Genomic DNA, 25599 nt, shown 5'->3' on the forward strand with positions numbered 1-25599 from the left:
CGTCAAGTCTTGACCGGAACCTTGGCCGGTCGTCCGGCAGCATCGCGAACGATCTGAAGTAGACGCTGGCGCTCCTGAGGATCCGCGATGCTGGTAAACGCCGCGAACAGGGCCGAGCAGTCCCGGCTCATCGCGAAGGCTTCGCCCTGCGTTGATTCCAGCGCATCGGGTCCGCTCGGTCGGATGGTGTCCGCCTGATGAAACGCCGTCACGGGCAGCCCGAGAGTCTCGGCGATCTGCGCCTGAAGTTGCAGACTTCGCCGCCGCAAGTTGCTTGCTTCTTGCGAGCCATGGCGCGGCTCGCGATCATTTGATGGCTCGATGCCGGGTAGTCTCATCTTGAAGATCATTCCAATACTTGGCGTCAACGACGCGTCTCGAATTTTCCTTGAATTGTATCTAATCACATGTCGCAGGAAATCTCACCTTCCGGCGTTGTTTTCATTCCAGCACCTCGGTATTGCTCGCGTCGAAGGTTTCGAAGGCGCCAGGAACGTGCATGGGAGCGTATCGCGTGCGTGAGGCCGATGTCTCGCCACAAATGCTGCAAGAGGCGATCGATGCCACGGATGTGATCGGCCGGTGGGAATACGACGTTCCGAACGATCGGGTCTATACGGATACCCTCGTGGCCCTCGTGTTCAACGTCGATCCCGCCCTGGCGGAATCGGGCGCGCCGCTCGACGTCTTCCTCGCCGGTGTTCACCCCGAGGATCGCGCGAGAACCGCGCAGGAGATCCGGCGCAGCGCCGAGACGGGGCTCTGCTGCACGATCGAGTACCGCGTCTGCTCGGCGGACGGCGTCGTGCGGTGGGTGCTGGATCGCGGTCGGACCGTCCTCGACGAAGCCGGGCGTCCCCGGCGCGGGAGCGGCGTGGTGATCGACATGACCCGGACGCGGTGCCAGCGTGACGCCAGTCCACCGGATGGCCACGATCCGGACCGGAATCCCCTGGAGAACGCGGCCGAGCATTGTCTCGCGGCCCATAACGCCCTCCAGGCCGTTCCCGAGCCGCTGCTCCAGCGGATGAGCGACATGCTGCTGCTGGAAGTCGGGCGCTCCCTCGCCAGGCTCGTCGACGAACGCCGTCGCAGGGGCGTGGAGGCTGGCCGAGCCAGTCATTGACGCCTCCCGGCGGGGCCGGGATACATTCGGGCCGGCTCGGATCCGCGGGTCGCGGAGGAGCGGACATGCCGGACGGATTCCCGACCCCGTCCATCCTGAACCGCCTGGACCTCAAGACCCTGCGGTTGTTCGCGGCCATCTGCGAGGAGGGCACGCTGAACGGCGCGGCCCGGCGGGCGGCCATCGCGCCCTCGGCCGTCAGCAAGCGCCTCGCCGAACTGGAAGGCGCCCTGGGCTGCGCGCTCCTCACCCGCGAACCGCGTGGGATGCGCCCGACGCCGGCCGGGGAAACGCTGCTCCACCACACCCGCCGGATGCTGGCCAGCGCCGAGCAGATCAGCCTCGAACTCGCCGAACATGCTCGCGGCGTGCGCGGCTTCGTGCGGGTGCTCGCCAATCTCTCGGCGATCGTGCAGTTCCTGCCCGAGGATCTCCAGGCCTTCCTGGCCGTCCAGCCCGGAATCCGGGTCGATCTGGAGGAGCGGCCGAGCGGCGGGGTGGTGGCCGGCGTCGAGGAGGGCGTCGCCGATCTCGGCCTCTGCGCCGGCGGCACCGATGCCCGCTCCCTGCGCAGCTACCCCTATCGCCGCGACCGCCTCGTCCTCGTCATGCCCGCCGACCATCCGCTGGCCCGGCGCGAGGCGGTCGCCTTCGTCGAGACCCTCGCGCACGACCATGTCGGGATGCACCGCGAAAGCTCGATCTACATGACCCTGCGCGACGAGGCGCGTCGCCTCGGGCAGCCCCTGCGCCTGCGCATCCACGTGCCGAGCTTCGACGCGATCTGCCGGATGGCGCAGGCCGGCATGGGGCTCGGCGTGGTGCCCGCCCACGTTCATGCCCTTCTCGGCCCCCAGATGCACCTCGTGGCGGTGCCGCTCACGGATGCCTGGTCCCACCGCACTTTGAGCCTCGTGGTGCGGCCGGGCGCCCTGCCCCCGGCCGCCGGCCTGCTCCTTGAGCACCTGCGCACCGGCCTCTGATTTCAGCGTTCGTGTGAGGAGAACGCACGCTCGCGCATGACGTTTGGACTTCGGGCATTCGGCACAATATCGCTACCTCCAAGAACAATGGAGGAAACGCCAATGCCAAGCTCAGCCAAAGCTTCGGCCACCGGCCCGCTCAGTGGAATCAGAGTTCTCGAACTCGGCCAGCTCATCGCCGCGCCGTTCGCGACCAAGATCATGGCCGAGTTCGGCGCAGAGGTGATCAAGGTCGAGACGCCCGGCGACGGCGATCCCTTGCGCAAGTGGCGCAAGATGCACGAGGGCACCTCGCTCTGGTGGTACCTGCAGTCCCGCAACAAGAAGTCGATCGCGATCAATCTGAAGACGCCCGAGGGCCTGGAGATCGTCAAGGATCTCGCCCGCAGCGCCGACGTGGTGGTGGAGAACTTCCGGCCCGGCGGCCTGGAGAAGCTGGGCCTCGGCTGGGACGTGCTCTCGGCCCTCAACCCCAGCCTCGTGATGGTCCGCATCTCGGGCTACGGCCAGACCGGGCCCTACCGCGACCGGCCCGGTTTCGGCGCCATCGGCGAGTCGATGGGCGGCATCCGCTTCACCACCGGCAGCCCGGACAGCCCGCCCGCCCGCGTCGGCGTCAGCATCGGCGACACGCTGGCCTCGCTGCACGGTGTCATCGGCGCCCTCATGGCCCTCCTGCACGTCAAGACGAACGCCGGCGCGGGCCAGGTCATCGACGTCTCCCTCGTGGAGAGCGTGTTCAACGTCATGGAGAGCCTCGTGCCGGAATACGACCTCCTCGGCGAGGTCCGCACCCGCACGGGCGGCGCCCTGCCGGGCATCACGCCCTCCAACACCTATCCGACGAAGGACGGCGGTTTCGTCGTCATCGCGGGCAACTCGGACCCGATCTTCCGGCGCCTGATGGGCGTGATCGGCCGGCAGGATCTCGCCGACGATCCCGCCTTGCGCGGCAATGACGGCCGCTCGGCCGTGGCCGGCATGCTCGATGGGGTGATCGCGGACTGGTCGCGGGCGCGCAGCGTCGACGAGGCGCTCCAGGCCCTCGACGCGGCGGACGTGCCGGCGGGCCGGATCTATTCGGTGGCCGACATCGTGGCCGACCCGCACTACGCGGCCCGCGACATGATCCTGGAGGCCGAGCTGCCCGGGGGCACCCGGGTCAAGATGCCCGGCATCGTGCCCAAGATGTCCGGCACGCCGGGCGGCGTGCGCTGGCAGGGGCCGGCGCTGGGCGCCCACACCGACGACGTCCTGGCCGACCTCGGCCGGGATGCCGAGACCATCGAACGCCTGCGCCGCGCGGGAGCGATCCAATGACCGGGACCGCAACGAAGCCCAGCCCCCTGCTGATCCAGGAGGTCGCCACCCGCGACGGGTTCCAGATCGAGCCCGTCTTCGTGGCAACGCGCGACAAGATCGCGCTGATCGACGCGCTCTCGGGCGCGGGTTTCTCCCGCATCGAGGTCTCGTCCTTCGTCTCGCCCAAGGCCGTGCCGGCCCTGCGCGACGCGGCCGAGGTCTTCGCCGGCCTTAACCGCCGGCCCGGCACCGTCTACGTCGCGCTGGTGCCCAACCCGAAGGGCGCCGAGAGGGCGCTCGCGGCGCGGGTGGACGAGGTCAACCTCGTCGCCTCGGTGAGCGAGACCCACAACCGCGCCAACATGGGCATGTCGCCGGCCGCCTCGATCGAGGGGTTCTCCCGCATCATGGAGACGGTGCGCGGCTCGGGCATTTCCACCAACGCCACGGTGGCCACGGCCTTCGGCTGCCCCTTCGAGGGGGAGCAGCCAGCGGACAAGGTGATGCGCCAGGTCGAGCGCTACCTTGCCCTTGGGATAGAGGGCGTGACGCTGGCCGATACCACCGGCATGGCCAACCCCCGGCAGGTGGAGCGCCTCGTCGCCCGCGCCCTGACGATCGTGCCGGCCGAGCACCTGACCCTGCACTTCCACAACACTCGCGGGCTGGGGCTCGCCAACGTGCTGGCCGCCTACGGGGCGGGCGGGCGCCGCTTCGATGCGGCGCTGGGCGGCCTCGGCGGCTGCCCGTTCGCGCCCGGAGCCACGGGCAACATCTGCACCGAGGACCTCGTCAGCATGGCCTACGAGATGGGCATCGAGACGGGCCTCGACCTCGACGCCCTGATCGGCCTGTCCCGCGACCTGCCGCGCCTGATCGGCCACGACGTGCCGGGGCAGGTCGCCAAGGCCGGCCGGCCTTCCGACCTGCACCCGGTGCCGGCCGCGGCCTGATCACCGACTCCGTGACCTCGGCCGGCAAGCCCCCGCAGAAGGTGGCTCCGGCCGGACCCTGAGCGCCCGCCACGGCGGTCACCCCGGTGACCGCCGCAAGGCCGGCCCACGCCATCGCCCCAGGAGGAAACATGCCCATCGCCACCACCACCGCCCCGCTCGCGGGCGTGCAGGACGTCACCGAACGCAGCGTGGTCCGCAAGGCCGCGTGGCGGCTGATGCCGCTGATCATGGTCTGCTACATGTTCGCGTTCTTCGACCGGATCAACATCAGCTTCGCCAAGTTCCAGCTCCAGAGCGACCTCGGCTTCAGCAACGTCGCCTACGGGCTCGGCGCGAGCATGTTCGTGGTCGGCTACGTCATCTTCGAGGTGCCCTCGAACCTGTTCCTGTACCGGGTCGGGGCGCGCCGCTGGATCGCCCGCATCATGGTCTCGTGGGGCATCGCCACGGCGCTGATGGTCTTCATCACCACCGAGTGGCACTTCTACGTCCTGCGCTTCATCATCGGCGCCATGGAAGCCGGCTTCGCGCCGGGCATCCTGTACTACCTCACCCTGTGGTTCCCCGCCTCGTTCCGGGGCCGCGTGACGTCCTTCATGTTCGTGGCCTCGGCCTTCTCGGGCATCTTCGGGGCGCCCGTGGCGGGCCTGATCCTCGGCGGCCTCAACGGCGTCGCGGGGCTGGCCGGCTGGCAGTGGCTGTTCCTGGCCGGCGGCCTGCCCTGCCTGATCCTCGGTGCCCTGGTGTTCTTCCGCCTCGACGACCGGATCGAGGATGCGCGCTGGCTCTCGCGGGCCGAGAAGGACCTCCTCTCGGCCAAGATCGCCCATCACAACCGCGACATCGCCGACCATTCCCTCTGGGGGGCGATCAAGCAGCCGGGCTTCCTCCTGATCGCCCTCGTGTACTTCCTGCTCCAGGTCGGCTCCTACGGCCTGAACTTCTGGGGGCCGGACCTGATCAAGACCGCCAGCGGCGGCCAGGCCGCCTCCGTCGGGTTCCTCACGGCGATCCCCTACATCTGCGGCGCCATCAGCATGGTGGTGATCGGGCGTCTCTCGGACGCCTCCGGCGAGCGGCCGAAATTCGTGGCCGGCCTCGCGATCGCGGCGGCCCTCGGGTTCTTCGCCGCCGGCCTGTTCGACCGCCAGATCGTGCCCCTGATGATCGCGCTGGCCCTGGTGGGGTCCGGCATCGTCGCCTCGATCCCGACCTTCTGGACCCTTCCGGCCAAGCTCGTCACCGGAGCGGGCGCGGCCGGCGGCATCGCGCTCATCAACACGCTGGGCCAGTTCGGCGGCATCGTCAGCCCGGTGGCGGTGGGCTGGGTCAAGGACCTGACCGGGTCCACCACCCCGGCGCTCTACGGGATCGGAATCCTCTGCCTCGTGGCGGCCGGCCTCCTGATCTTCGCGATGCCGGAGAGCCTGCGCCGCAACGACCGCAACCCTTGAGCGACGCCGTCCGGGCGGCGCTCCGGCCCGTCCGGCGCGCCGCCCTCCTCCCCGAAACAGCCTGCCCGAAACAGCCTGGAAGACCGCCATGGCCCTCAACCTCACGCAGAAACTCGTCCAGGCCCACCTCGCCGAGGGCGACCTCACGCCGGGCAGCGACATCGCGCTGACGATCGACCAGACCCTGCTCCAGGACGTCCTCGGCGGCCTCGTCATGCTGGAACTCGAGGCGATGGGCGTCGAGCGCGTGAAGGTCGGTCTCGCGGCGCAGTACATCGACCACAACCTCGTGCAGAACGACCACCTCAACGCGGACGAGCACATGTTCCTGCGCTCGGCCTGCCGCCGCTTCGGGGTGTGGTACTCGCGCCCCGGCAACGGCATCAGCCATCCCGTGCACATGCAGAGCTTCGGCAAGCCGGGCCAGACGATGGTCGGCTCCGACAGCCACACTCCCGCCGCCGGGTCCCTCGGCATGCTCGCCTTCGGGGCGGGCGGCGTCGAGGTAGCGCTCGCCATGGCGGGCCAGCCCCTGAACCTGCGCATGCCCCGGGTCCGGGGCGTCCGGCTCACAGGGCGCCTGCCCGAGTGGGTCAGCGCCAAGGACGTGATCCTCACCCTGCTGGCGCGCCACGGCGTCGAGGGGGGCTTCGGCCGGATCATCGAGTATCACGGCCCCGGCCTCGAGCACCTGACGGCGATGGACCGACACGTGATCGCCAACATGGGCGCCGAGATGGGCGCGACCACGAGCGTCTTCCCCTCGGACGCGGTCACGCGGGCCTTCCTCGAAGGCGTCGGGCGCGGAGCAGACTGGATTCCCCTCGCCGCCGACGACGGGGCGACCTACGACGAATCCGAAGACCTCGACCTCTCGGCCCTGGTGCCGATGATCGCCAAGCCGTCGAGCCCCGGCAACGTCGTGCCGGTCTCCGAGGTGGCGGGCACGGAGATCTACCAGTCCTATGTCGGCTCCTCGGCCAATCCGGGGTTTCGCGACTTCGCGGTCGCCGCCGCGATCGTGAAGGGCCGCCAGGCGCACGACCGGGTCTCCTTCGACATCAACCCGTCGACCCGCGTCGTCCTCGAGACCTTGATCCGCGACGGGCAGCTCTCGGACCTGATCCACGCGGGCGCGCGGGTGCACCAGGCCGGCTGCAACGGCTGCATCGGCATGGGCCAGGCCCCGGCCTCGGGCCGCAACTCGCTCCGCACCGTGCCGCGCAACTTCCCCGGCCGCTCCGGCACCCGCGAAGACAGCGTGTTCCTGTGCAGCCCCGAGACCGCCGCCGCCTCGGCGCTGACCGGCGTCATCACCGATCCGCGCACCCTCGACATGCCCTATCCCCGGATCGAGTCCCCCCGGATGGTGGCGGCCAACGCCGCGATGCTGGTGGCCCCCCTGCCCGAGGACGAGGCGCGCGCGGTGGCGCTGGAGAAATCCGAGAACATCACGACGCTGCCCGAACTCGGCCGGCTCGGGGCCTCGATCCGCGTCCCCGTGATGCTCAAGACCGGCGACGACGTCTCCACCGACGACATCATGCCGGCCGGTGCGCGGGTGATGCCGTACTGGTCGAACATCCCCAAGACCTCGGAATTCACCTTCGAGCCCATCGACGACACCTATCCCAAGCGCGTCCGCCAGGGCGGCCGGGAGCGGGCCGGGCACGCCATCGTGGGCGGGTCGAACTACGGCCAGGGGTCGAGCCGCGAGAACGCCGCGCTGGCCCCGCGCTACCTCGGCCTGGAGACGGTGCTGGCCAAGAGCTTCGCCCGCATCCACTGGCAGAACCTCGTCAACTTCGGCGTCCTGCCGCTGACCTTCGCCGACCCGACCGACCACGACCGCCTGGAGATCGGGGACGTGATCGAGATCGCGGACGTGGCCGGGGCGCTCTCCGCCGGCCCCGAGATCGTGGCGCGGCTGGGCAGCGGGGGCGAGATCCGCCTGCGGCACGACCTCTCGCCCCACCAGATCGAGGTGCTCCTGGAAGGCGGCGTGATCAACTGGGTCCGCGCCCGTCTGGCGGCGTGAGGATCCCTCACGGGTCGCGCCCGGTCCTCGGGATGGGCAAGGCGCTCGGGATGGGCAAGGCGCTCGCGCGCTTGACCTGGCCGAGGGCGAAGCTCGACTCGATCGAGGCGACGCCGTCGAGGCGCGTGAGCTTGTCCTTGAGGAAGCGCTCGTAGGCCGCGAGGTCCTCCACCACGATGCGCAGCAGGTAATCGCGCTGCCCCGTCATCAGGTAGCAGTCGACCACCTCCGGCCAGCGAGCCACGGCCACGGCGAAGCGGTCGAGTTCCTCCTCGCGCTGACGTTCGAGCTTCACCGAGGCGAACACGCTGACCGGCAGCCCCACCGCGACCTGATCCACCACCGCCACGTAGGCCTTGATCACGCCGGCCGCCTCCAGGAGCCGGACGCGCCGCGCGCAGGGCGAGGCGGACAGCCCGACCCGCTCGGCGAGTTGCTGCACCGTCAGGCGGGCATCCTCCTGGAGCGCCACGAGGATGCGGCGGTCGATGGCGTCGAGGTCCGATCTTGGCACGAAGGCCTCGTGTCAGTGGGTCAGAGAGCCGATCTGAGCCAGAAGAGACGCGTACGGCAAGGGACTTTGGCCACTTTCACCCCAAAACCTGGATTAACGTTCCTTCATGAGCGATCCGCGACTGCCCTACCTCGCCGCCCTGGCCGCCAAGAGCCTCTGGCTCTCGACCTGGACGATCCACAACGCCAACCACCTGCGCGCCTCCGCCGACGGGCTGAAGGTGGGCGGGCACCAGGCCTCCTCGGCCTCCCTCTGCGCCATCATGACGGCGCTCTACGGCGCGGTGCTGCGGCCCGAGGACCGGGTCGCGGTCAAGCCCCATGCGAGCCCGATCTTCCACGCCCTGCAATACCTGTTCGGCCACCAGACCCGGGAGAAGCTGGAGAACTTCCGGGCTTTCGGCGGCGCCCAGTCCTATCCCTCGCGCACGAAGGACGTGGACGACGTCGACTTCTCCACGGGCTCGGTCGGCCTCGGCGTGGCGCAGACCCTCTTCGCGTCGCTGACGCAGGACTACGTGCGCGCCAAGGGCTGGGGCGCCGACCGGCCCGAGGGCAAGATGGTGGCGCTCATCGGCGACGCCGAGATGGACGAGGGCAACATCTTCGAGGCCCTGCTGGAGGGCTGGAAGCACGGCCTGCGCAACACCTGGTGGATCGTCGATTACAACCGCCAGAGCCTCGACGCGGTGGTGCGCGAGGGATTGTGGGCGAAGTTCGAGGCGATGTTCGCCAATTTCGGCTGGGACGTGGTCGTGCTGCGCCACGGCACGCTCCAGCAGGCCGCCTTCGCGGAGCCGGGCGGGGCGCGCCTGAAGGACTGGATCGAGGCCTGCCCGAATCAGACCTACTCAGCCCTGGCCTTCCAGGGCGGCGCGGCCTGGCGCCGGCGCCTGACCGAGGAACTCGGCGACCAGGGCGCGGTCTCGGCCCTGATCGACCGGCGCTCGGACGCCGAACTCGCAGCCCTGATGGGCAATCTCGGCGGCCACGACCTACCCATGCTGCTGGAGGCCTTCGAGGCCGCCCGCGCCCACGACCGTCCGGTCTGCTTCATCGCCTACACGATCAAGGGCCACGGCCTGCCCCTCGCCGGCCACAAGGACAACCACGCCGGCCTGCTGACCCCGACCCAGGTCGCGGGCTTCCAGGCCGAGATGGGAATCCGGCCGGGCCACGAATGGGAGCCCTTCGAAGGTCTCGACGTGGAGCCCGACGCCATGCGGCGCTTCCTCGCCGAGGTGCCCTTCGTGCAGCGCGGCCGCCGCCGCTACGAGGCGCCGGTCGTACCCGTGCCCGAACGCCTGGCGGCCCCGAAGCAGGCCCTGCTCTCGACGCAGGCCGGGTTCGGGATGCTGATGCACGAGATCGCCAAGACCGACGGCGAATTCGCGGCGCGCATCGTCACCACCTCCCCCGACGTCACGGTCTCGACCAATCTCGGCGCCTGGGTGAACCGGCGCGGCCTCTTCGCCAAAGAAGCGATGGCCGACCTCTTCCGCAAGGAGCGCATCCCCTCGACCTTCAACTGGACCTTCGCGCCCTCCGGCCAGCACCTCGAGCTCGGCATCGCCGAATCGAACCTGTTCACCGCCCTCTCGGCGCTGGGCCTGTCGCATTCGATCTTCGGCGAGCGCCTGCTGCCGGTGGGCACCCTCTACGATCCCTTCATCGAGCGCGGTCTCGATGCCCTGAACTACGCCTGCTACCAGGATGCGCGCTTCCTCCTGGTGGCGACGCCGGCGGGCGTCACCCTCGCGCCCGAGGGGGGCGCCCACCAGTCGATCAAGACGCCGCTGATCGGCATGGGCCAGGACGGGCTCTCGGCCTTCGAGCCCGCCTTCGTGGACGAACTCGCCGTGCTGCTGCGCTTCGCTTTCGCGCACATGCAGCGCTCCGGCCCGGCCGAACCGGACCCGGTGACCTGCCTGCCCGATGCGGCCGGCGGCTCGGTCTATTTCCGGCTCTCGACGCGGAGCCTGGAGCAGCCGGCCCGGGAGATCGGCCCGGATCTCGCCGCCGACATGGTGGCGGGCGCCTACTGGCTGCGCCGGCCCGGCCCGAACGCCGAGGTGGTCGTCGCCTACCAGGGCGCCATCGCCCCCGAGGCGATCGCCGCCACGGGGCTGATGGCCGAGGACCGGCGCGACGTCGGCCTCCTCGCCGTTACCTCCGCCGACCGGCTCCAGGCCGGCTGGACCGCCGCGCAAGGGTTGCGCGAGCGGGGTCGCCCGGAGGCGTCGAGCCATATCGAGCGCCTGCTCGCCGACGTGCCGGCCCATTGCGGTCTCGTCACCGTCCTCGACGGCCATCCGGCCACCCTCGGCTGGCTCGGATCGGTGCAGGGCCACCGAACTCGCGCGCTCGGGGTCTCGCAGTTCGGCCAGACCGGCACGATCGCGGACCTGCACCGGCATTTCGGCATCGACGCGCGCGGCATCGCCACGGCGGCCCAGGCCATCGCCCCGGGCCGGCAGATCCGGCACCTCCGGCTGGCGTGAGACCGGGCCGGATTGCTCAGCACTCCGGCAGGTTCACCGCCAGCCCGGCCAAGCTGGTCTCCTTGTACTTGTGGCTCATCTCCTCGCCGGTCTGGCGCATCGCCGCGATGCAGTTGTCGAGCGGCATGAAGTGCGAGCCGTCGCCGCGCAGAGCCAGGGAGGCGGCCGCCACCGCCTTGGTGGCGCCGATGCCGTTGCGCTCGATGCAGGGCACCTGCACGAGGCCGGCGACGGGGTCGCAGGTCATGCCGAGATGGTGCTCCAGGGCGATCTCGGCCGCGTTCTCGACCTGGGCCGGGGTTCCGCCGAGCACGGCGCAGAGCCCGGCCGCCGCCATGGCGCTCGCCGACCCCACCTCCCCCTGGCAGCCGGCCTCGGCACCCGAGATCGAGGCGTTGTGCTTGATCAGCCCGCCGATGGCGGCTGCGGTGAGGAGGAAATCGGGAACCCGGGCCGGATCGGCGCCGACACAATGGTCGAGGTAGTACCGGATCACGGCCGGGACGACGCCGGCCGCCCCGTTGGTCGGCGCGGTCACGACCTTGCCGCCGGCCGCGTTCTCCTCGTTGACCGCCATGGCGTAGACGCTGAGCCAGTCCGAGACCGCGTGCGGCTGGGCCGTGTTCGAGCCGCGCTCGCGCACGAGCTGATCGCGGATGTGCTTGGCCCGGCGCTTGACACGAAGCCCCCCGGGCAACTCGCCCTCGTGCGCGAGGCCGCGCTCGATGCAGCCGTTCATGACGCCCCAGATGCGGGCGAGGCCGTCGTCGAACTCCGTCTCCGAGCGATCGACCACCTCGTTGGCGCGCTTCATGGCGGCGATCGACAGGCCGCTCTCGCGGGCCATGCGCAGCATGGTGACCGCGGTGTCGAAGGGGTAGGGCCAGAGCCGCGGATCGGCCCCTTCCGAGGGTGGCGGCTCGGCGGCCGCGCGCTGCGCCGCCGTGACGATGAAGCCGCCGCCGATCGAGTAATAGGTCTCCGACAGGACGACCGAGCGCTCCGCGTCGAGGGCCGTCACGACGAGGCCGTTGGCGTGCCCCGGCAGCGCCGGGCCGAAATCGAACACGATTCCGGTCATCGGGTCGAAGGCCAGTTCCGGCAGGCCGGGGGGAGCGAGGCGCTTGCGGACGCGCAACTCCGCGAGACCGCCCTCGGCAGCATCCATCTCGACGTCGGCCGGCCGGAAGCCCAGGAGGCCGAGGGCCACTGCCCGGTCGGTCGCGTGACCCTTGCCCGTGAAGGCGAGAGAGCCGTGCAGGCTCACCCGGATCGCGGCGGCGGCATCCCTGTCCGGATGGGCGCGCAGGAGGTCCAGGAAGTCGGCCGCCGCCGTCATCGGCCCCATCGTGTGGGACGAGGAGGGACCGATGCCCGGCTTGAACACGTCGAACACGCTGAGGAACATCGGTGGGTCCGCTTCGGCAGCGCCGCCCCGGCCGAATGGGCGGCCCGTGCCAGTCTTCCAAGAGGGGCCTGGCGCCGGAGCAGGGTTCCGGCCGCCAGGGGTCCTAGCACATCCGGTGTGCACCCGCCGGCCCATGGAAGAAACGCGCCAGTTCCGGGTCGGCGGGGTCAGGGCGTGCCGGCGGCCGCGCGCTCCAGGGCGGTGACATCGAGCCGGACCATGGTCTGCATGGCCGCAAAGACGCGGTCGGCCACGGCGGGGTCTGGATCGGCGAGGAGGCGAGGCAGGATCGCGGGCACGATCTGCCAGGGCACGCCCCAGCGGTCGCGGAGCCAGCCGCACTGGATCTCCGAGCCGCCGTTCGCGACCAGCCCGTCCCAGAGCCGGTCGACCTCGGCCTGATCGGTGCAAGACACCGAGATCGAGGCGGCCGTGCCGTAATCGGCCGCCACGCCGCCGTTGAGGGCCTGGAAGCTCTGTCCGCCGAGGACGAACGTCATCATGATGACGTCGCCGGGCTCTCCGCCGGGCCATGGGCCGGGCGCCCGCTGGACGTGCCCGATGCGGGACTCCGGCACCAGGGAGACGTAGAGGCTGACCGCCGCCTCCGCGTCCCGCTCGAACCACAGGCAGGTGCTGACCTTCGACATCGCGTTGCTCCCTCGTGGGTTGGGTCGAACAGGGTCCGCGCCGCTACAGGTTGGCGGCGAGCTCAGCGAGTTGGTCGGCGCAGCGGCCCCAGCCGTCATGGAAGCCCATGGCCTCGTGCGCCGCGCAATCCTCCCGCGACCAGTGCAGCACGCGCGCGGTGTAGCGGGTGGCGCCGGCCTCCGGCTCGAAGGTGACGATGCCGGTGAAGAAGGGCTTGGCCGAGGGCTCCCAGGCCCGGACATAGGCGTCCGTGAAGACGATGCGGGCGTTCTCGACGAGTTCGAGATAGACGCCCTGGCTCGGGAATTCGGTCCCGTCGGGCCCCCGCATGACGATGCGGGTGGTGCCCCCGACCCGCAGGTCCGTCTCGGCCTCGGCGACCGCGAAGGGTTTCGGCGCGAACCAGCGTTTCAGGAGTTCCGGATCGGTCCAGGCCCGGTAGAGGGCGGCGGCCGGTGCGGGGATGAGGCGGGTGAGGACGAGTTCGCGTCCGGTCGTGTCGGTCATGGCGGCGCTCCGCGTCGGGCTTGGTGGCAAGGGCTTGGTGGCAAGGGTGTTGGCGGGAACGGTGACGGAGAATGGGACGCGCTCAGCGCTTGGCCTGGTTCATCGCCCAGAGGACGCCGAAGGGGTCGCGCAGCTGGCCGTAGCGGTCCCCCCAGAACATGTCGGCGGGCGGCATCAGGGCGGTCGCGCCCGCCTCGACCGCCCGCGCGTAGCGCTCGTCGATCCCCTCGACCATCAGGGTCAGGTTGAAGGCCTGGGGCGCCTGCAGCGCGTGCCCGTGTTCCGGGTAAGCGTCACCCAGCATCAGCGACGAGCCGTTCACGTGGAGGTGCACGTGCATGGTCCGGCCCTGCTCGTCGGGCGGTATGGCGCCAACGATCTCGGCGCCGAAGGCGCGGACGTAGAACTCCGCCGCCTTCATGGCGCCGTCCACCGTCAGGTATGCGACGAGGCCGCCCTTCACGGGGGCGGGGGTCGCGGGTCGATCCGTGCTGCTCATGTCCGGTCCTCTCCTCTGGGGCCGTGTTCCGTGTGCACCAGGCCTCGTCACAAGGACGTGTCGGCGGGGCGGCTCCCGACAGGTCCGGCGGATTTTTTTTCGCGTCCCATCCCGTCGCCGCTCAGGCGGTCGAGCTGGAGGCGGATCTGCGCGGCCTCGGCCGGCGTGCCCGCCAGCGCGATGGCCCGGCCCATCGCCTCCCGCGCCTCGCCCGTGCGCCCGAGCTGCAGGAGGAATGCCCCGCGCAGGCCGTGGAAGTAGAAGTAGCTGTCCAGCGACCCGGCCAGGGGATCGGCCAGGGCGAGCCCCGCCGCGGGCCCCTCGGCCTTCCCCACGGCGGAGGCGCGGTTCAGGCTCACCACCGGCGAGGGCTGCATCCGCTCCAGCGCTTCGTACAGGCGGGCGATGCCGGCCCAGTCGGTGTCCTCGGGGCGCGCCGCGCGGGCGTGGAGGGCAGCGATGGCGGCCTGGATCTGATAGGGGCCGGGGCTCCGGTGCCGCATCGCCTTGTCGACGAGGGCGAGGCCCTCCGCGATCAGCGGGCCGCGCCAGAGCGTCCGGTCCTGGTCGTCGAGGGGGACGATCCCGCCCTCCCCGTCGAAGCGCGCGGGGGTGCGGGCGTGCTGGAGGAGCATGAGGGCGAGGAGCCCCATCATCTCCGGCTCGGTGCCGAACAGGCGCAGCAGCAGGCGCGCGAGGCGCACCGCCTCGTCGCAGAGTTCCGCCCGCTCCGCGTGCGTGCCGGCCGAGTAGCCGGCGTTGAAGACGAGGTAGACCATCGCGGCGACGGCGGAGAGGCGCGCCGCGCGCTCGGCCGCGCCGGGTGCTTCGTAGGGCACGGCGCTGCGGGCGATGCGCGCCTTGGCGCGGGTGATGCGCTGCTCCATCGCCGCCTCGCTGACGAGGAAGGCGCGGGCGATGCGCGGGACGCCGAGCCCCGAGACGATCCGCAGGGCGAGCGCGATCTGCTGCGTGGCCGGAAGCTCCGGATGGCAGCAGATGAACAGCAGACGCAGGATGTCGTCGCGGTAGGAGCCGGCATCGATCGCCTCGGCGAGCGGCGCCTCGGCGTCGCCGAGGTCGGACAGCGCCTCCTCCGGCGGCAGGGGGGCGAGGCGGGCAACGCGCCGCTTGCCGTCGAGGGTGGCGTTCCGGCCGACGAGGATCATCCAGGCGGCGACGTCCCGGGGCGGACCGTTGCGCGGCCAGGTCCTGAGAGCCCGCAGGGTCGCGTCCTGGAATGCCTCCTCGGCGGTGTCGAGGTCGCGGAATACCCGGAGCAGCGCGGCCAGGACCTGCGGACGCGCCGCCGTGAGGGCCGCCGCGATCCAGGCGGCGTCGGGATCGGGGGCGCTCATCGCTCAGCCCGTCCCCCGCGCCGCCCCCCGCGGATCGGGATTGTAGAGCAGGACGGGCCGCAATTCGTAGGCGCCGCCCGGGTTGGCGGCCGCGAGGTCGCGGGCGATCGCGAGCGCCTCGTCGAGATCGGCGACGTCGACGACGTAGAAACCGAGGAGCTGCTCCTTGGTCTCGGCGAAGGGCCCGTCGATCACCAGGGGCGGCTCGCCGGCCTTGCGCAGGGTCGTGGCGGCGGTGGTCGGCAGGAGCCGCAGGGAGGGCCCGAGCTTGCCCGCCCGCGCGAGCCCCTCGTGCACGCGTTCGAGGCGGCCCATGACGGCGGCGTCCTCCTCCGCGCTCCAGGCGGTGACGACGTCCTCGTCCTTGTAGCAGAGGATGGTGTAGAGCATGGCGTCTCCTTCGCATCAGAGGACGCGCGACGCGGCCTCCCGCCGACACCAGGCGGCGGATTTCGCGCTCCCGTGCGATCCGGCCTGCGATCCCAAGCAGATTTCGCCAAAGCGGCCGCCGGTTTCGCGACGAGGATCTGCGACGCGACAACAACCGAAGCAGACTTGCATTGGCACATGAACGCAAGTCTGCTCAGCCGGCGCACGCCGTCCGGTCAGGCCGCCCTGGCGGCGCTCCCTGCGATGGAGCCGGGCAGGATGCCGGCAGGTTTCGCGCCGCGAGAGAAAGGCCGGCGGAACCGGCGTCGCTCTCAGGACCGGGGCAGGCGCTTCTCCCGGGCGGCCGGTTGAAGCCTCGCCCGGGCATGGCGAGCGGTGAGCGCCGTCGGGCCCGATCCCCCGAGGCGCATGTCGCCGTAATAGTCGTTCCCGCTCGGGCCGAAGGAGCCGCCCCGGACCACGCCCGGCGCGTCGGGAGCGCCCGTGAAGAAATCCAGCGGTCCCGCGGAGGCGGCCGGGGCGCAGAGGATGAAGGCGAGGGCAAGGGCGTGGCGCATGCAGATCACTTTAAGCCGATATGCTGGACGAGGCCTTAACGGCGTCCCGAGCGTGCCGGTGCGTCGGGATATTCGCCGCAGGAACCGGCCCTGACAAACCGGATTGACTGTCAACGCGAGACATCAAGCCAAGATTTCAGGATCCGCCATGAAGACCTCATCCATCCTGGCGAGCGCCGCCGCGCTCGCATTGCTGACGACCCTGCCGGCCGCCGCGCAGGGCCTGTCCCCCTACGAGGGACGGCGCGGCGTCATCGTCCAGAACCAGCCGAACACCACCGGCAACAGCGGTGACCTCGTCATCTCCTACGGCGCCACGGGAGCCGACACGGTGACCACCAACTCCGCCGCGGGCGGCAATGCGAGCCGACCCGAACAGGCCTTCCCCAACGGCAGCGCCAATGGCGGCCCCGGAGGCCGCTGAGGCACCTGCCACAGGATGGAAACGGCCGGGCGCGGGGGACCTCGCGCCCGGTGAAACTCAGTGGTGCCCGGCCATGTGGCGGCCGATGGCCTGGGCGTCGGCCTGGGCCGCGTCCACCTCGTGCACGATGCGTCCATCCGACATCACCACGATGCGGTCGGAGAGTTCGAGGATCTCGTCGAGGTCCTCGCTGATCAGCAGGACCGCCGCCCCGGCATTGCGCGCGGCCACGATACGGCCCCGGATCTCGGACACCGCCGAGAAATCGAGGCCGAAGCACGGGTTGGCGACGACGAGCAGGTTGACCGGACCGGTGAGTTCCCGCGCCAGGACGGCGCGCTGCACGTTGCCGCCGGACAGGGTCGCGATCGGCGCCTCGGAGGACGCGGTCCGGACCCCGAAGCGGGCGATCAGCGCACCCGCCCGCCGCCGCATCGCGCCGGTGTCGAGCCAGACGGTCGGCCGGGCCGGAACGTCCTCATCCATGCGGGCGGCACGCCGGTCGAAGGCGCGGAAGGCGAGGTTCTCGCTCACCGACATACGCGGGGCGCAGGCGTTGCGCAGGGGCTCCTCCGGGATGAAGCGCACCCGGTGCGCGCGGCTCTGCGCGCGGCGCCCGTCATAGGCCTCGCCCTCCACCAGCACGCGACCGCCCTCCGCCGGACTCTGGCCGCCGAGCACGTCCGCCAGCACCTTCTGGCCGTTGCCCGAGACGCCCGCGATGCCGACGATCTCGCCGGCGCGGACGCTGAGACCGTCGACCGCGATCGGGCGCAGGCCCGACGCGTCATTGGCGCGCAGGCCCTCGATGCGCAGCACGTCGCGGGTTCCGTCCGGGGTCCGGGTCCGGTCCGCCACCGTGCGCACCGGGCGCGCGCCCATCATCATGGCCGCCATCGCGTCCCGGGTCAGCGCGCCCACCTGCCCGCTCCCCGCGAGCGCGCCGCGCCGCAGGACCGCGACGGTGCGGGCGAAGGCCTCGACCTCCCGGAACTTGTGGCTGATCATCAGCACGGTGAGTTCGCCCCGGTCCGCCATGGCCCGCAGGAGGCCCAGCACCTCCTCGGCTTCGCCCGGCGTGAGCACGGAGGTCGGCTCGTCCAGGATGAGGAAGCGGGCCTTGAGGTAAAGCTGCTTGATGATCTCGAGCTTCTGCTTCTCGCCGGCCGCGAGTTCCGCCACAGGCCGGTCGAGGTTCAGCCGGAACGGCATCCGCTCCATGAAGGCGGCGAGCACGGCCCGCTCCGCGCGCCAGTCGATCACAGGCGGCACGTGCGGCCGGGCGATGACGAGGTTCTCGGCCCCCGTCAGCGAGGGCACCAGGGTGAAGTGCTGGTAGACCATGCCGAGGCCGCGTGCCTGGGCGCCCTTCGGGTTGGTGATCGCCACCTCGCGCCCGTCCACCAGCACGCTGCCGCGCGTGGGCGCATAGAAGCCCATGATGCACTTCACGAAGGTCGACTTGCCGGCGCCGTTCTCGCCCAGCAGCGCGTGGAAGCCGCCGGCCTCGATCTTCATCGAGACCTCGTCGAGGGCGGTGAAGGCGCCGAAGCGCTTCGTCATGCCGATCGTCTCGATGGCGATCGCGCCTGCGGGGGATGCCTCAGCCGACACGGACCTCATTCCATCGCCGCCAGGATCGCGTCCGCCGTCGCCACGGCGCCGAAGACGCCGCCCTGCATCGTGACCATCTTGAGGGCGGCCGCGTGGTTGCCCGGGTCGGTGGCCGCGCAGGCATCCGAGACGATGACGCATTCGAAGCCCCGATCGTTGGCCTCGCGCATCGTGGTGTGGACGCAGACATCCGTGGTGATCCCGGTGAGGATCAGGTTGCGGATGCCGCGCCGCCCCAGGATCAGCTCCAGGTCGGTGGCGCAGAACGAGCCCTTGCCGGGCTTGTCGATGACGGGCTCGCCGGGCACGGGCGCGAGCTCGGGGATGATCTCCCAGCCGGGCTCGCCGCGCACCAGCACGCGCCCGCAAGGCCCTGGATCGCCGATGCCGGCCCCGATCCGGCGCGAGCGCCAGCGCTTGTTCTCGGGCAGGTCCGCGAGGTCCGGGCGGTGGCCCTCGCGGGTGTGGATGACGTGGTAGCCGAGGCGGCGCGCGGCCGCGAGCAGGCGCCCGATCGGCCCGATCGGCGCCCGGGTCAGGCCGATATCGTAGCCCATGGCGTCGACGTAGCCGCCGGGGCCGCAGAAATCGATCTGCATGTCGATGATGACCAGCGCCGTGTTGTCGGGCCGGAGCCGTCCGTCGAAGGGCCAGGGATAGGGCTCGGCGGCGGCGTGGCGCTCGCCGCTGGCGGAGGGTATGGGGATGACACTCATGCGGCTTGTCCCGGATGGCTTGCGGAACGGATTTGTCGTAACAATTTCGTTGTGACGACGCGCTTCGAATGGGACCCGGCCAAGGCGGCTTCGAACCTGCGCAAGCACGGCATCGGCTTCGAATCCGCGGTCCGCGTCTTCGCCGATCCGTTTCTCCTCACGGCGCCCGACCGGGTCGAGGGCGGGGAGCTGCGCTGGAAGGCGATCGGCTCCATCGGTGACATCGCGGTGCTGCTGGTTGTCCACACGATCACCGAGAGGGACGAGGATGGCAGGGAAATCGAGATCGTCCGCATCATCTCGGCCCGACGTGCCGACCGCACCGAGCGGCGACGCTACGAACGGGAATCGCGTCCGTTTCGACGTTGATCTGGCGAACCTTCCGCCGCTCACCGAAGCGCACAAGGCCGAACGCGACGCGCTCGCGGGCATGCCCGACGCGGCGATCGATTACAGCGACATCCCGCCCCTCACGGAGGAATTCTGGGCCAGCGCCGCGCGCGGGCGGTTCTTCCGCCCGACCAAAACCTCGACGACGGTGCGCATCGATTCCGACGTGCTGGCCTGGCTGCGCGGGCAGGGCCGCGGCTACCAGACGCGCCTCAACGCGATTCTGCGCCGCGAGATGCTCGCGGCGCTGAAGAAGCAGGGCTGAGGCCTGCCTCACTCTGCCGCCTCCCGCGCGTCCGGGGTTTGGCCGGCGCCGTAGGAGCGGGTGGGCGCGGCGAACCCGCAGGAGGTGCCGTCGACGACCTTGACGGCGTCCTCCCAGGGCAGGCGATAGCGGCCGGCGGCCAGATCCCGCATGTAGGTGTAGGGGCAGTCTCCGGCCCCGCCCTTCACGGCCGTGTAGCCGCGGTGGCCGAACTGGTAGATGTTGTTCTCCACGCCCCAGTGGATGCGGGCTTCGCGCACGAGGTCGGGCCGCACCTCCGCGGTGATGATCTCGTCGACGCGGCCCGTGGTGCCGTGGGCGATGATCTGCCCGTCGAAGTTGACGATCATGCCCTCGCCCATGGAATCGAACGCGCCGTCCGAGCCGCACATGCAGACGTTGGCGGTGACCATGAGGTTGCAGAAGGCGTTCGCCTGGTTGGTGAAGCGCCAGGACTCGCGGATCGGCGCGGTGTAGCCCGCCGTGCGGATCATGATCTCGGCGCCCTTGTAGGCGCATTCGCGGGCCATCTCGGGGAACATCCCGTCGTGGCAGATGATGAGGGCGATCTTGGCGCCCCTCGGCCCCTCGATCACCGGGATGCCGATGTCGCCGGGCTCCCAGGGCTCGACCGGCACCCAGGGGTGCATCTTGCGATAGTAGAGCTTCACCGCGCCGGTATCGTCGATGATGATGCCGGTGTTGTACGGGTTTCCGTGTGGGCTGAACTCCATGATGGAGAAGCAACCCCAGATCCGGTTGTCGATGCAGGCCTTGGCGAAGGCCGCGACCTCGGGGCCGTCCATCCGGCACAGGATGTCCGGGTTGGTGTCCATGGACAGCCCGTGGAGGGCGTATTCGGGGAAGACCACGAGGTCCATGGTGGCGAGGTTGCGCCGAGCCTTGCCGACCATCGCGACGATGCGCTGCGTCTGCGCGGCGAGGTCCGCCTTGGTCACCACGGTCGGCAACTGGAGCTGGACCAGCCCGAGCACCACGCCGTTCGGGGATTTGTTGAGGCCGCCAAGTCCGTTCATTCGGAATACCCGTTTGCTGAGGCTTACTTCGCTTGGCCGAGTTCGCCCGGCGCTCCGGCCAGGGCGTGGTTCGGCGACGAGGTGGCGATGAGGACGCCGAGGGTGAGCACGTAGGGGGCGGCGTAGAACAGGTAGTACCCTTGGGAGACGCCCACCGACTGCAGCGCCGGCCCCAGCGCTCCGGCTCCGCCGAACAGGAGCGCCGCACCGAAGCAGGCGAGCGGGTTCCAGCGGGCGAACACGACGAGGGCCACCGCCATCAGGCCCTGACCGGAGGAGATGCCCTCGTTCCAGGAGCCCGGATAGTACAGCGACAGGTAAGCCCCGCCGATGCCCGCCAGCACCCCGCCGGCCCCGGTGGCCAGCAGCCGCACCCGGTCGACGTCGTAGCCCATGGCGCGGGCCGCATCGGTGCTGTCGCCGACGATGCGGACCACGAGCCCGATCCGGGTGTTGCGCAACGCCCACCACAGGAAGACGCTGAGCGCCGCCCCGATGAGGAACAGGACGTTGATCTGGAGGGCCGCCCGCACCTGGGCGAGGTCGGACCAATTGCCGAAGGGAATCGCCGGCAGCTGGGGCGCCGAGGGCTGGATGAAGGCCTTGCCGAAGAAGAAGGCGAGGCCCGAGCCGAACAGCATCAGGGCGATGCCGAGCGCCACGTCGTTGACCCGGGGCAGCCGGCAGATCCAGCCGTGCAGGAGCCCGAACAGACCGCCCGCGAGGCCCGCCACGGCGACGCCGGCCCAGGCCGAGCCGGTGAGCACCGCCGTGGCGTAGGCCGACATCGCCCCGAACACCAGGGTGCCCTCGAGGCCGAGGTTGATCCTCCCCGAGCGCTCCGTGATGGTCTCGCCGAGGCTGACGAAGAGGAACGGCGTCGAGACCCGGATGGCCCCGCCGATCACCGCGAGGAGCACGCTCCAGAGGCCGAGGTCGCCCGGCAGGTCGAGGCCGCTCATGGTGCCGGCGCTCCCGAAGGCTTGAGGCCCGCGGCGGCCTGCTTGTCGCCCCACAGGTGGGGGCTGAACACCTTGAAGCGGCCGTACAGGGTCTCCCCCATGAGGACGAGGAGGAAGAGCAGCCCTTCGAGGACCAGGATGGTGGCGTCCGGCACGTGCAGGCGGCGCTGGATCAGGCCGCTCGACGCCTCGATCCCGCCGAGCAGGAAGGCGACGGGGGGGATCGCCAGGGGGTTCTGGCGGGCGAGGAACGCGATGAGGATGCCGGTATAGCCATAGCCGGCCACCAGCGAGCCGTTGGCGTTGCCGTGGACGGCCGCCACCTCGAAGAACCCGGCGAGCGCCGCCAGCGCCCCGCCCAGCGCGGTGAAACCGGTGATGAGGCGACCCACGGGCAGGCCCTGGATCTGGGCCGCGCGCACGTTGCCCCCGGCGATGCGGGCGGCGAAGCCCAGGGTGGTGCGCTCGGTCAGGACCCAGGCGAGGAGGCAGGCCACGAGGCCGACGGCGAGGCCCCAATGCACCTCCAGCCCCGGTAGCGGGCCGACCCGGAACGCCTCGTCGAGGGTTCGGGTCGAGGGCTTGTTGAGGCTGGCCGGGTCGCGCAGCCAGCCCTCGATCAGGTGGTTGGCGAGCGCGATGGCGATGTAGGACATCAGCAGGCTGGCGATGGTCTCGTTGACGCCGCGCCAGGCCCTCAGGGCGCCCACCGCGCCGAGCCAGAGCGCCCCGGTCAGCAGGGCCGCCAGGGCCATGAGGGCGATACCGAGGCCCCCCGGCGCCCCGGACAGGGGCGTCGCGACGGCTGCCGCCGCGAGGCCGCCGAGCACGATGGCCCCCTCGCCTCCGATCACCACGAGGCCGAGGCGGGCGGGGAGCGCCACGCAGAGGGCCGCGAACAGCAGGGGCGCCGCCCGCTGGAGGCTGTTCTGCAGAGCGAAGGACGAGCCGAAGCCGCCCCGGTAGACGAGGTCGAGGAAGGCGGCCGGCGACTTGCCGAGGCTCGCGAGGAAGAGGCTGAACAGCCCGAGCCCGAGGGCCAGCGCCCCGAGGGGGATGACCGCGGCCTCCGCCCGCCGCGCCGCCCAGGCGCGAAGCTGGAGGCCGGCCGGCGCACGCGGGGCGGCGACCGCGCTGTCCGCCGAGGCGGCATCCGTCGTTGCGGTGTCGGCGACCATCGCGGCGTCTCCGCGAGCGCCCGTCAGGCCGAGCCCCGGACGCCCTCGACGAGGTAGCCCGTGCTCTCGAGTTCGGGCGCGTTCTCGGGCAGACCCTTGCCGGCGGCGGCGATCTCGTTGCCCTTGTTGTCTTTCAGCGGCCCCCGGATGATGGCGAAACCGCCCTTCATCATCTCGGCCTTGACCGCGTCGGCGTTCCTGCGCGCCGCCTCGGAGACAGCAGGGCCGTAGGCGCTCATCTTCACGAAGCCATCGGCGAGGCCGCCGCGCAAAAAGTTCGGGGGCGCCTTGCCGGCCTGCATGCCGGTGACGAAGCCCTTGTAGATCGGGGCCCAGTCCCATTCCGCGCCGGTGAGGTACTTGTCCTTGGCCAGGGCCGACTGGTCGGCGTGGTAGCCGCAGACGAAGGCGCCGCGCCGGGCGGCGGTCTCCACCGTCACCTTGGGGCTGTCCACGTGGCAGGTGATGACGTCGGCGCCCCCGTCGATGAGCGCGTTGGTGGCCTCGGCCTCCTTGACCGCGAGCGACCACTCCCCGGTGAAGATGACCTGGCAGGTGATCGCCGGGTCGACGCTGCGGGCGCCCATCAGGAAGCCGTTGATGTTGTTGAGCACCTGCGGGATCGGCTTGGCGGCCACGAAGCCGAGCTTCTTCGACTTCGTGGCGTGCGCGGCCACGATGCCGTTCAGGTACTGGCCCTGCGCGATGTAGCCGAAATACGAGCCGGCGTTCTTCGGGTTCGCCTCCGTCCAGAGGCCGCCGCAATGGCGGAACTGCACCTTCGGGTTCTTCTTGGCCTCGATGAGCACGTGGGGATCGAAGTAGCCGAAGGAGGTGGGCAGGATGAGGCTCGCCCCATCCATGTTGATCATGCTCTCCATGGTCTTCTGGACGTCGGTCGTCTCGCGGACGTTCTCCTCTTCCACGACCTCGATTCCGGGCAGGCCCTTCAGGGCGGCGGCGCCCTTGGCGTGGGCCTGGTTGTACCCGTAATCGTCCTTCGGCCCCACGTAGATGACGCCGACGGTCATCGGCCCGGCCGCCAGCGCGCCCCGCGCGGAGAGGGCCGAGAGCCCCAGAACGGCCGTGCCGCCCAGAAGGGTCCTGCGCGAGATCGAATGATGGGCCACGGTGCCTCCCGTTCTTCGGCGATTGCTGCCGGCGCCCTTGCAAAGTCCAGGCCGCGCGGAACGCGGGCGCCTGCGTCGATCCCGGTCCGCGCTGTGCCACCGAGCCCTCGATCGCACCGGCGGCCGGGCGATGCGGACCAGCCAGACCCGGCGGACCTTCGCGGCCGGACGCGCTATGAGACGCGCTCCGAATCATCGCGAACCGGCGCGGCCGCGGGCCGCCCCCTCCAGGAGACCGCCGATGCCTCGCCCGACCCCCGCAGCCGCCCGATGACCGCCCTCCTCGATGCCCTCCGCCGGGGCGATTGCGCGGGCGCGCGGGAGCTGCGCTTCCCCCCGGGCCTCACCGAATTCCCGCGCGAGATCCTCGCTCTCGGCGACACCCTCGAACTGCTCGACCTGAGCAACAGCGCCCTCGATGCGCTGCCGGAGGATTTCGGCCGCCTCCGGCACCTGCGCGTGCTGTTCTGCTCGGGCAACCGTTTCACGCGCCTGCCACCGGTGCTGGGCGACTGCCAGGCCCTGAGCCAGGTCGGCTTCCGGGCCACCGGCCTCGTGGAGGTCCCGGGCGAGGCCCTGCCCCCGGCCCTGCGCTGGCTCACCCTCACGGACAACCGCATCGCCCACCTGCCCGAGGCGCTCGGCGCGCGGCCCGCGCTGCAGAAGCTGATGCTCTCGGGCAACGCCCTGCGGACCCTGCCCGAGAGCCTCGCGGGGGCGCCCAACCTCGAACTGGTGCGGCTGGCTGCCAACGCCCTGGACGCCCTGCCGCCCTGGCTGACGGACCTGTCGCGCCTCGCCTGGACCTCGTTCGCCGGCAATCCCTTCGAGGGCGCACCCCTGCCGCCGGCGGTGCCCCACGTGCGCTGGGGGGACATCGAGCCCGGCGCGCTGCTGGGCGAGGGCGCTTCCGGGCGGGTCCATCGCGCGGTCTGGCGGCGGGACGGGGCGACGCCCGAGGCCGTGGCGCTGAAGCTCTTCAAGGGTGCGATGACCAGCGACGGCCTGCCCGAGCGCGAGATGGCGGCCTGCCTCGCCGCCGGCACGCACCCGAACCTGACCGGCGCCCTCGGGCGCATCACCGGCCACCCGGAGGGGGCCGAGGGGCTGGTGATGCGGCTGCTGCCGGCGGACTGGCGGGTGCTCGCCGGCCCGCCGAGCCTCGCGAGCTGCAGCCGCGACGTCTACGATCCCGCACTGGTGCTGACGCCGGAGGCGGCGCTGCGCCTCGCGCAGGCCGCGGCGCAGGCCTGCCTGCACCTGCATGGCCGAGGCATCCTGCACGGCGACCTCTACGGCCACAACATCCTCTGGGACGGGACGGCGGGGGCGGCGGTGGTGAGCGATTTCGGCGCCGCCTCCACCCTGCCCGACGGCGCGGCCGGCGCGGCCCTGCGTCAGGTCGAGATGCGGGCCTGGGGAATTCTACTCGGCGAGCTGCTCACCCTGGCGGGCATCGGCGACGGGCCCCTGCGCGCCCTCGAAGCCGCCTGCACCCAGCCCGACCACGCCGCACGCCCGAGCTTTCCGGAGGTGGTCGAGATTCTTCGGCCGCTCGTGCCCTCGTGAGTCGAGTGGACGCCGCATGGGTCACTCCGTGCGGCGCGGGGAGCACAGCCCCTTCGTTTCGCGGGCGGTTC

At 71.0% G+C, this 25599-nt stretch carries 26 protein-coding genes; 11 read left to right on the top strand and 15 right to left on the bottom strand.

The features are described from left to right. Positions 1–2 precede the first annotated feature (2 nt). Positions 3–350, bottom strand: coding sequence for a hypothetical protein (locus MKK58_RS03435; protein ID WP_243910766.1), 348 nt, complete (start codon positions 348–350; stop codon positions 3–5). A 164-nt stretch (positions 351–514) separates the two neighbouring features. Here MKK58_RS03435 and MKK58_RS03440 point away from each other — a divergent pair, with 164 nt between their 5' ends. The 6 genes from MKK58_RS03440 to MKK58_RS03465 all read left to right on the top strand — a co-directional run bounded on the left by MKK58_RS03440 (position 515) and on the right by MKK58_RS03465 (position 7859). Beyond that, positions 515–1126: a PAS domain-containing protein gene (locus MKK58_RS03440; protein ID WP_243910767.1), complete on the top strand. Its 612-nt coding sequence runs from the start codon at positions 515–517 to the stop codon at positions 1124–1126. Positions 1127–1191: 65 nt separating this feature from the next. After that, the gene (locus MKK58_RS03445) at positions 1192–2109 is read left to right on the top strand and encodes a LysR family transcriptional regulator (protein ID WP_243910768.1); all 918 of its coding nucleotides are present in this window, start codon (positions 1192–1194) and stop codon (positions 2107–2109) included. Between the two features lie 102 nt (positions 2110–2211). Further along, positions 2212–3429: a CaiB/BaiF CoA transferase family protein gene (locus MKK58_RS03450; protein WP_243910769.1), complete on the top strand. Its 1218-nt coding sequence runs from the start codon at positions 2212–2214 to the stop codon at positions 3427–3429. Then, a complete protein-coding gene (locus tag MKK58_RS03455) occupies positions 3426–4364 on the top strand; it encodes a hydroxymethylglutaryl-CoA lyase (protein ID WP_243910770.1) in 939 nt (312 codons plus the stop codon). The genes MKK58_RS03450 and MKK58_RS03455 overlap by 4 nt, the downstream gene beginning before the upstream one ends. 131 nt (positions 4365–4495) lie before the next feature. Continuing rightward, on the top strand, positions 4496–5821 hold the full coding sequence (locus tag MKK58_RS03460; RefSeq protein ID WP_243910771.1) for an MFS transporter: 1326 nt from the start codon (positions 4496–4498) through the stop codon (positions 5819–5821). Between the two features lie 88 nt (positions 5822–5909). Further along, a complete protein-coding gene (locus tag MKK58_RS03465) occupies positions 5910–7859 on the top strand; it encodes an aconitate hydratase (RefSeq protein WP_243910772.1) in 1950 nt (649 codons plus the stop codon). Positions 7860–7866: 7 nt separating this feature from the next. On the opposite strand, the gene MKK58_RS03470 is transcribed toward MKK58_RS03465, so the two are convergent. Next, complete coding sequence (locus MKK58_RS03470; RefSeq protein WP_243910773.1) at positions 7867–8373, bottom strand: Lrp/AsnC family transcriptional regulator; 507 nt, start codon at positions 8371–8373, stop codon at positions 7867–7869. A 106-nt stretch (positions 8374–8479) separates the two neighbouring features. On the opposite strand from MKK58_RS03470, the gene MKK58_RS03475 reads away from it, so the two are divergent. Continuing rightward, positions 8480–10873, top strand: coding sequence for a transketolase (locus MKK58_RS03475; protein WP_243910774.1), 2394 nt, complete (start codon positions 8480–8482; stop codon positions 10871–10873). Between the two features lie 16 nt (positions 10874–10889). On the opposite strand, the gene MKK58_RS03480 is transcribed toward MKK58_RS03475, so the two are convergent. The 7 genes from MKK58_RS03480 to MKK58_RS03510 form a co-directional block, all read right to left on the bottom strand. After that, positions 10890–12281, bottom strand: coding sequence for an L-serine ammonia-lyase (locus tag MKK58_RS03480; protein ID WP_243910775.1), 1392 nt, complete (start codon positions 12279–12281; stop codon positions 10890–10892). Between the two features lie 167 nt (positions 12282–12448). Then, positions 12449–12931 (bottom strand): VOC family protein, encoded by a 483-nt coding sequence (locus MKK58_RS03485; protein ID WP_243910776.1) that lies wholly within the window; start codon positions 12929–12931, stop codon positions 12449–12451. 43 nt (positions 12932–12974) lie between these two features. Then, positions 12975–13439, bottom strand: a complete 465-nt coding sequence (locus MKK58_RS03490) for an SRPBCC family protein (RefSeq protein WP_243910777.1) — start codon at positions 13437–13439, stop codon at positions 12975–12977. Between the two features lie 82 nt (positions 13440–13521). Next, positions 13522–13938, bottom strand: coding sequence for a VOC family protein (locus tag MKK58_RS03495; protein ID WP_243910778.1), 417 nt, complete (start codon positions 13936–13938; stop codon positions 13522–13524). Positions 13939–13985: 47 nt separating this feature from the next. Next, entirely contained in the window at positions 13986–15296 is a 1311-nt protein-coding gene (locus tag MKK58_RS03500; protein WP_243910779.1) for an RNA polymerase sigma factor, read from the bottom strand. 3 nt (positions 15297–15299) lie between these two features. Next, on the bottom strand, positions 15300–15686 hold the full coding sequence (locus tag MKK58_RS03505; RefSeq protein ID WP_243910780.1) for a YciI family protein: 387 nt from the start codon (positions 15684–15686) through the stop codon (positions 15300–15302). Positions 15687–15997: 311 nt separating this feature from the next. After that, entirely contained in the window at positions 15998–16243 is a 246-nt protein-coding gene (locus MKK58_RS03510) for a hypothetical protein (RefSeq protein WP_243910781.1), read from the bottom strand. A 148-nt stretch (positions 16244–16391) separates the two neighbouring features. Between MKK58_RS03510 and MKK58_RS03515 the strand changes: the two genes are divergently transcribed. Continuing rightward, on the top strand, positions 16392–16667 hold the full coding sequence (locus tag MKK58_RS03515) for a hypothetical protein (protein WP_243910782.1): 276 nt from the start codon (positions 16392–16394) through the stop codon (positions 16665–16667). A 57-nt stretch (positions 16668–16724) separates the two neighbouring features. On the opposite strand, the gene MKK58_RS03520 is transcribed toward MKK58_RS03515, so the two are convergent. Beyond that, positions 16725–18290, bottom strand: a complete 1566-nt coding sequence (locus MKK58_RS03520; RefSeq protein ID WP_243910783.1) for an ABC transporter ATP-binding protein — start codon at positions 18288–18290, stop codon at positions 16725–16727. Further along, entirely contained in the window at positions 18287–18997 is a 711-nt protein-coding gene (locus MKK58_RS03525) for a cysteine hydrolase family protein (RefSeq protein ID WP_243910784.1), read from the bottom strand. The genes MKK58_RS03520 and MKK58_RS03525 overlap by 4 nt, the downstream gene beginning before the upstream one ends. On the opposite strand from MKK58_RS03525, the gene MKK58_RS03530 reads away from it, so the two are divergent. Together MKK58_RS03530 and MKK58_RS03535 are read left to right on the top strand one after the other, a co-directional pair. Beyond that, complete coding sequence (locus MKK58_RS03530; RefSeq protein ID WP_313899266.1) at positions 18956–19366, top strand: BrnT family toxin; 411 nt, start codon at positions 18956–18958, stop codon at positions 19364–19366. The two genes, MKK58_RS03525 and MKK58_RS03530, sit on opposite strands and share 42 nt — an antisense overlap. Before the next feature lie 61 nt (positions 19367–19427). Beyond that, positions 19428–19652: a BrnA antitoxin family protein gene (locus MKK58_RS03535; RefSeq protein ID WP_243910785.1), complete on the top strand. Its 225-nt coding sequence runs from the start codon at positions 19428–19430 to the stop codon at positions 19650–19652. Positions 19653–19660: 8 nt separating this feature from the next. Here MKK58_RS03535 and MKK58_RS03540 read toward each other — a convergent pair whose 3' ends face one another. From MKK58_RS03540 to MKK58_RS03555, 4 genes are read right to left on the bottom strand one after another with little or no spacing between them, the layout of a single operon-like run. Beyond that, positions 19661–20689, bottom strand: a complete 1029-nt coding sequence (locus tag MKK58_RS03540; protein ID WP_243910786.1) for a formamidase — start codon at positions 20687–20689, stop codon at positions 19661–19663. A gap of 23 nt (positions 20690–20712) precedes the next feature. Continuing rightward, positions 20713–21651 carry an ABC transporter permease gene (locus MKK58_RS03545; protein ID WP_243910787.1) on the bottom strand — a complete coding sequence of 313 codons (939 nt, stop codon included), beginning with the start codon at positions 21649–21651 and terminating at the stop codon, positions 20713–20715. Continuing rightward, positions 21648–22829 carry an ABC transporter permease gene (locus MKK58_RS03550; protein ID WP_243910788.1) on the bottom strand — a complete coding sequence of 394 codons (1182 nt, stop codon included), beginning with the start codon at positions 22827–22829 and terminating at the stop codon, positions 21648–21650. The genes MKK58_RS03545 and MKK58_RS03550 overlap by 4 nt, the downstream gene beginning before the upstream one ends. 23 nt (positions 22830–22852) lie before the next feature. Next, positions 22853–23959, bottom strand: coding sequence for a BMP family ABC transporter substrate-binding protein (locus tag MKK58_RS03555; RefSeq protein ID WP_409565180.1), 1107 nt, complete (start codon positions 23957–23959; stop codon positions 22853–22855). 270 nt (positions 23960–24229) lie between these two features. On the opposite strand from MKK58_RS03555, the gene MKK58_RS03560 reads away from it, so the two are divergent. Further along, positions 24230–25528: a leucine-rich repeat-containing protein kinase family protein gene (locus tag MKK58_RS03560; protein ID WP_243910789.1), complete on the top strand. Its 1299-nt coding sequence runs from the start codon at positions 24230–24232 to the stop codon at positions 25526–25528. Positions 25529–25599 lie beyond the last annotated feature (71 nt).

This window comes from Methylobacterium sp. J-078, assembly GCF_022829285.1.
Classification (GTDB): Bacteria; Pseudomonadota; Alphaproteobacteria; order Rhizobiales; family Beijerinckiaceae; genus Methylobacterium.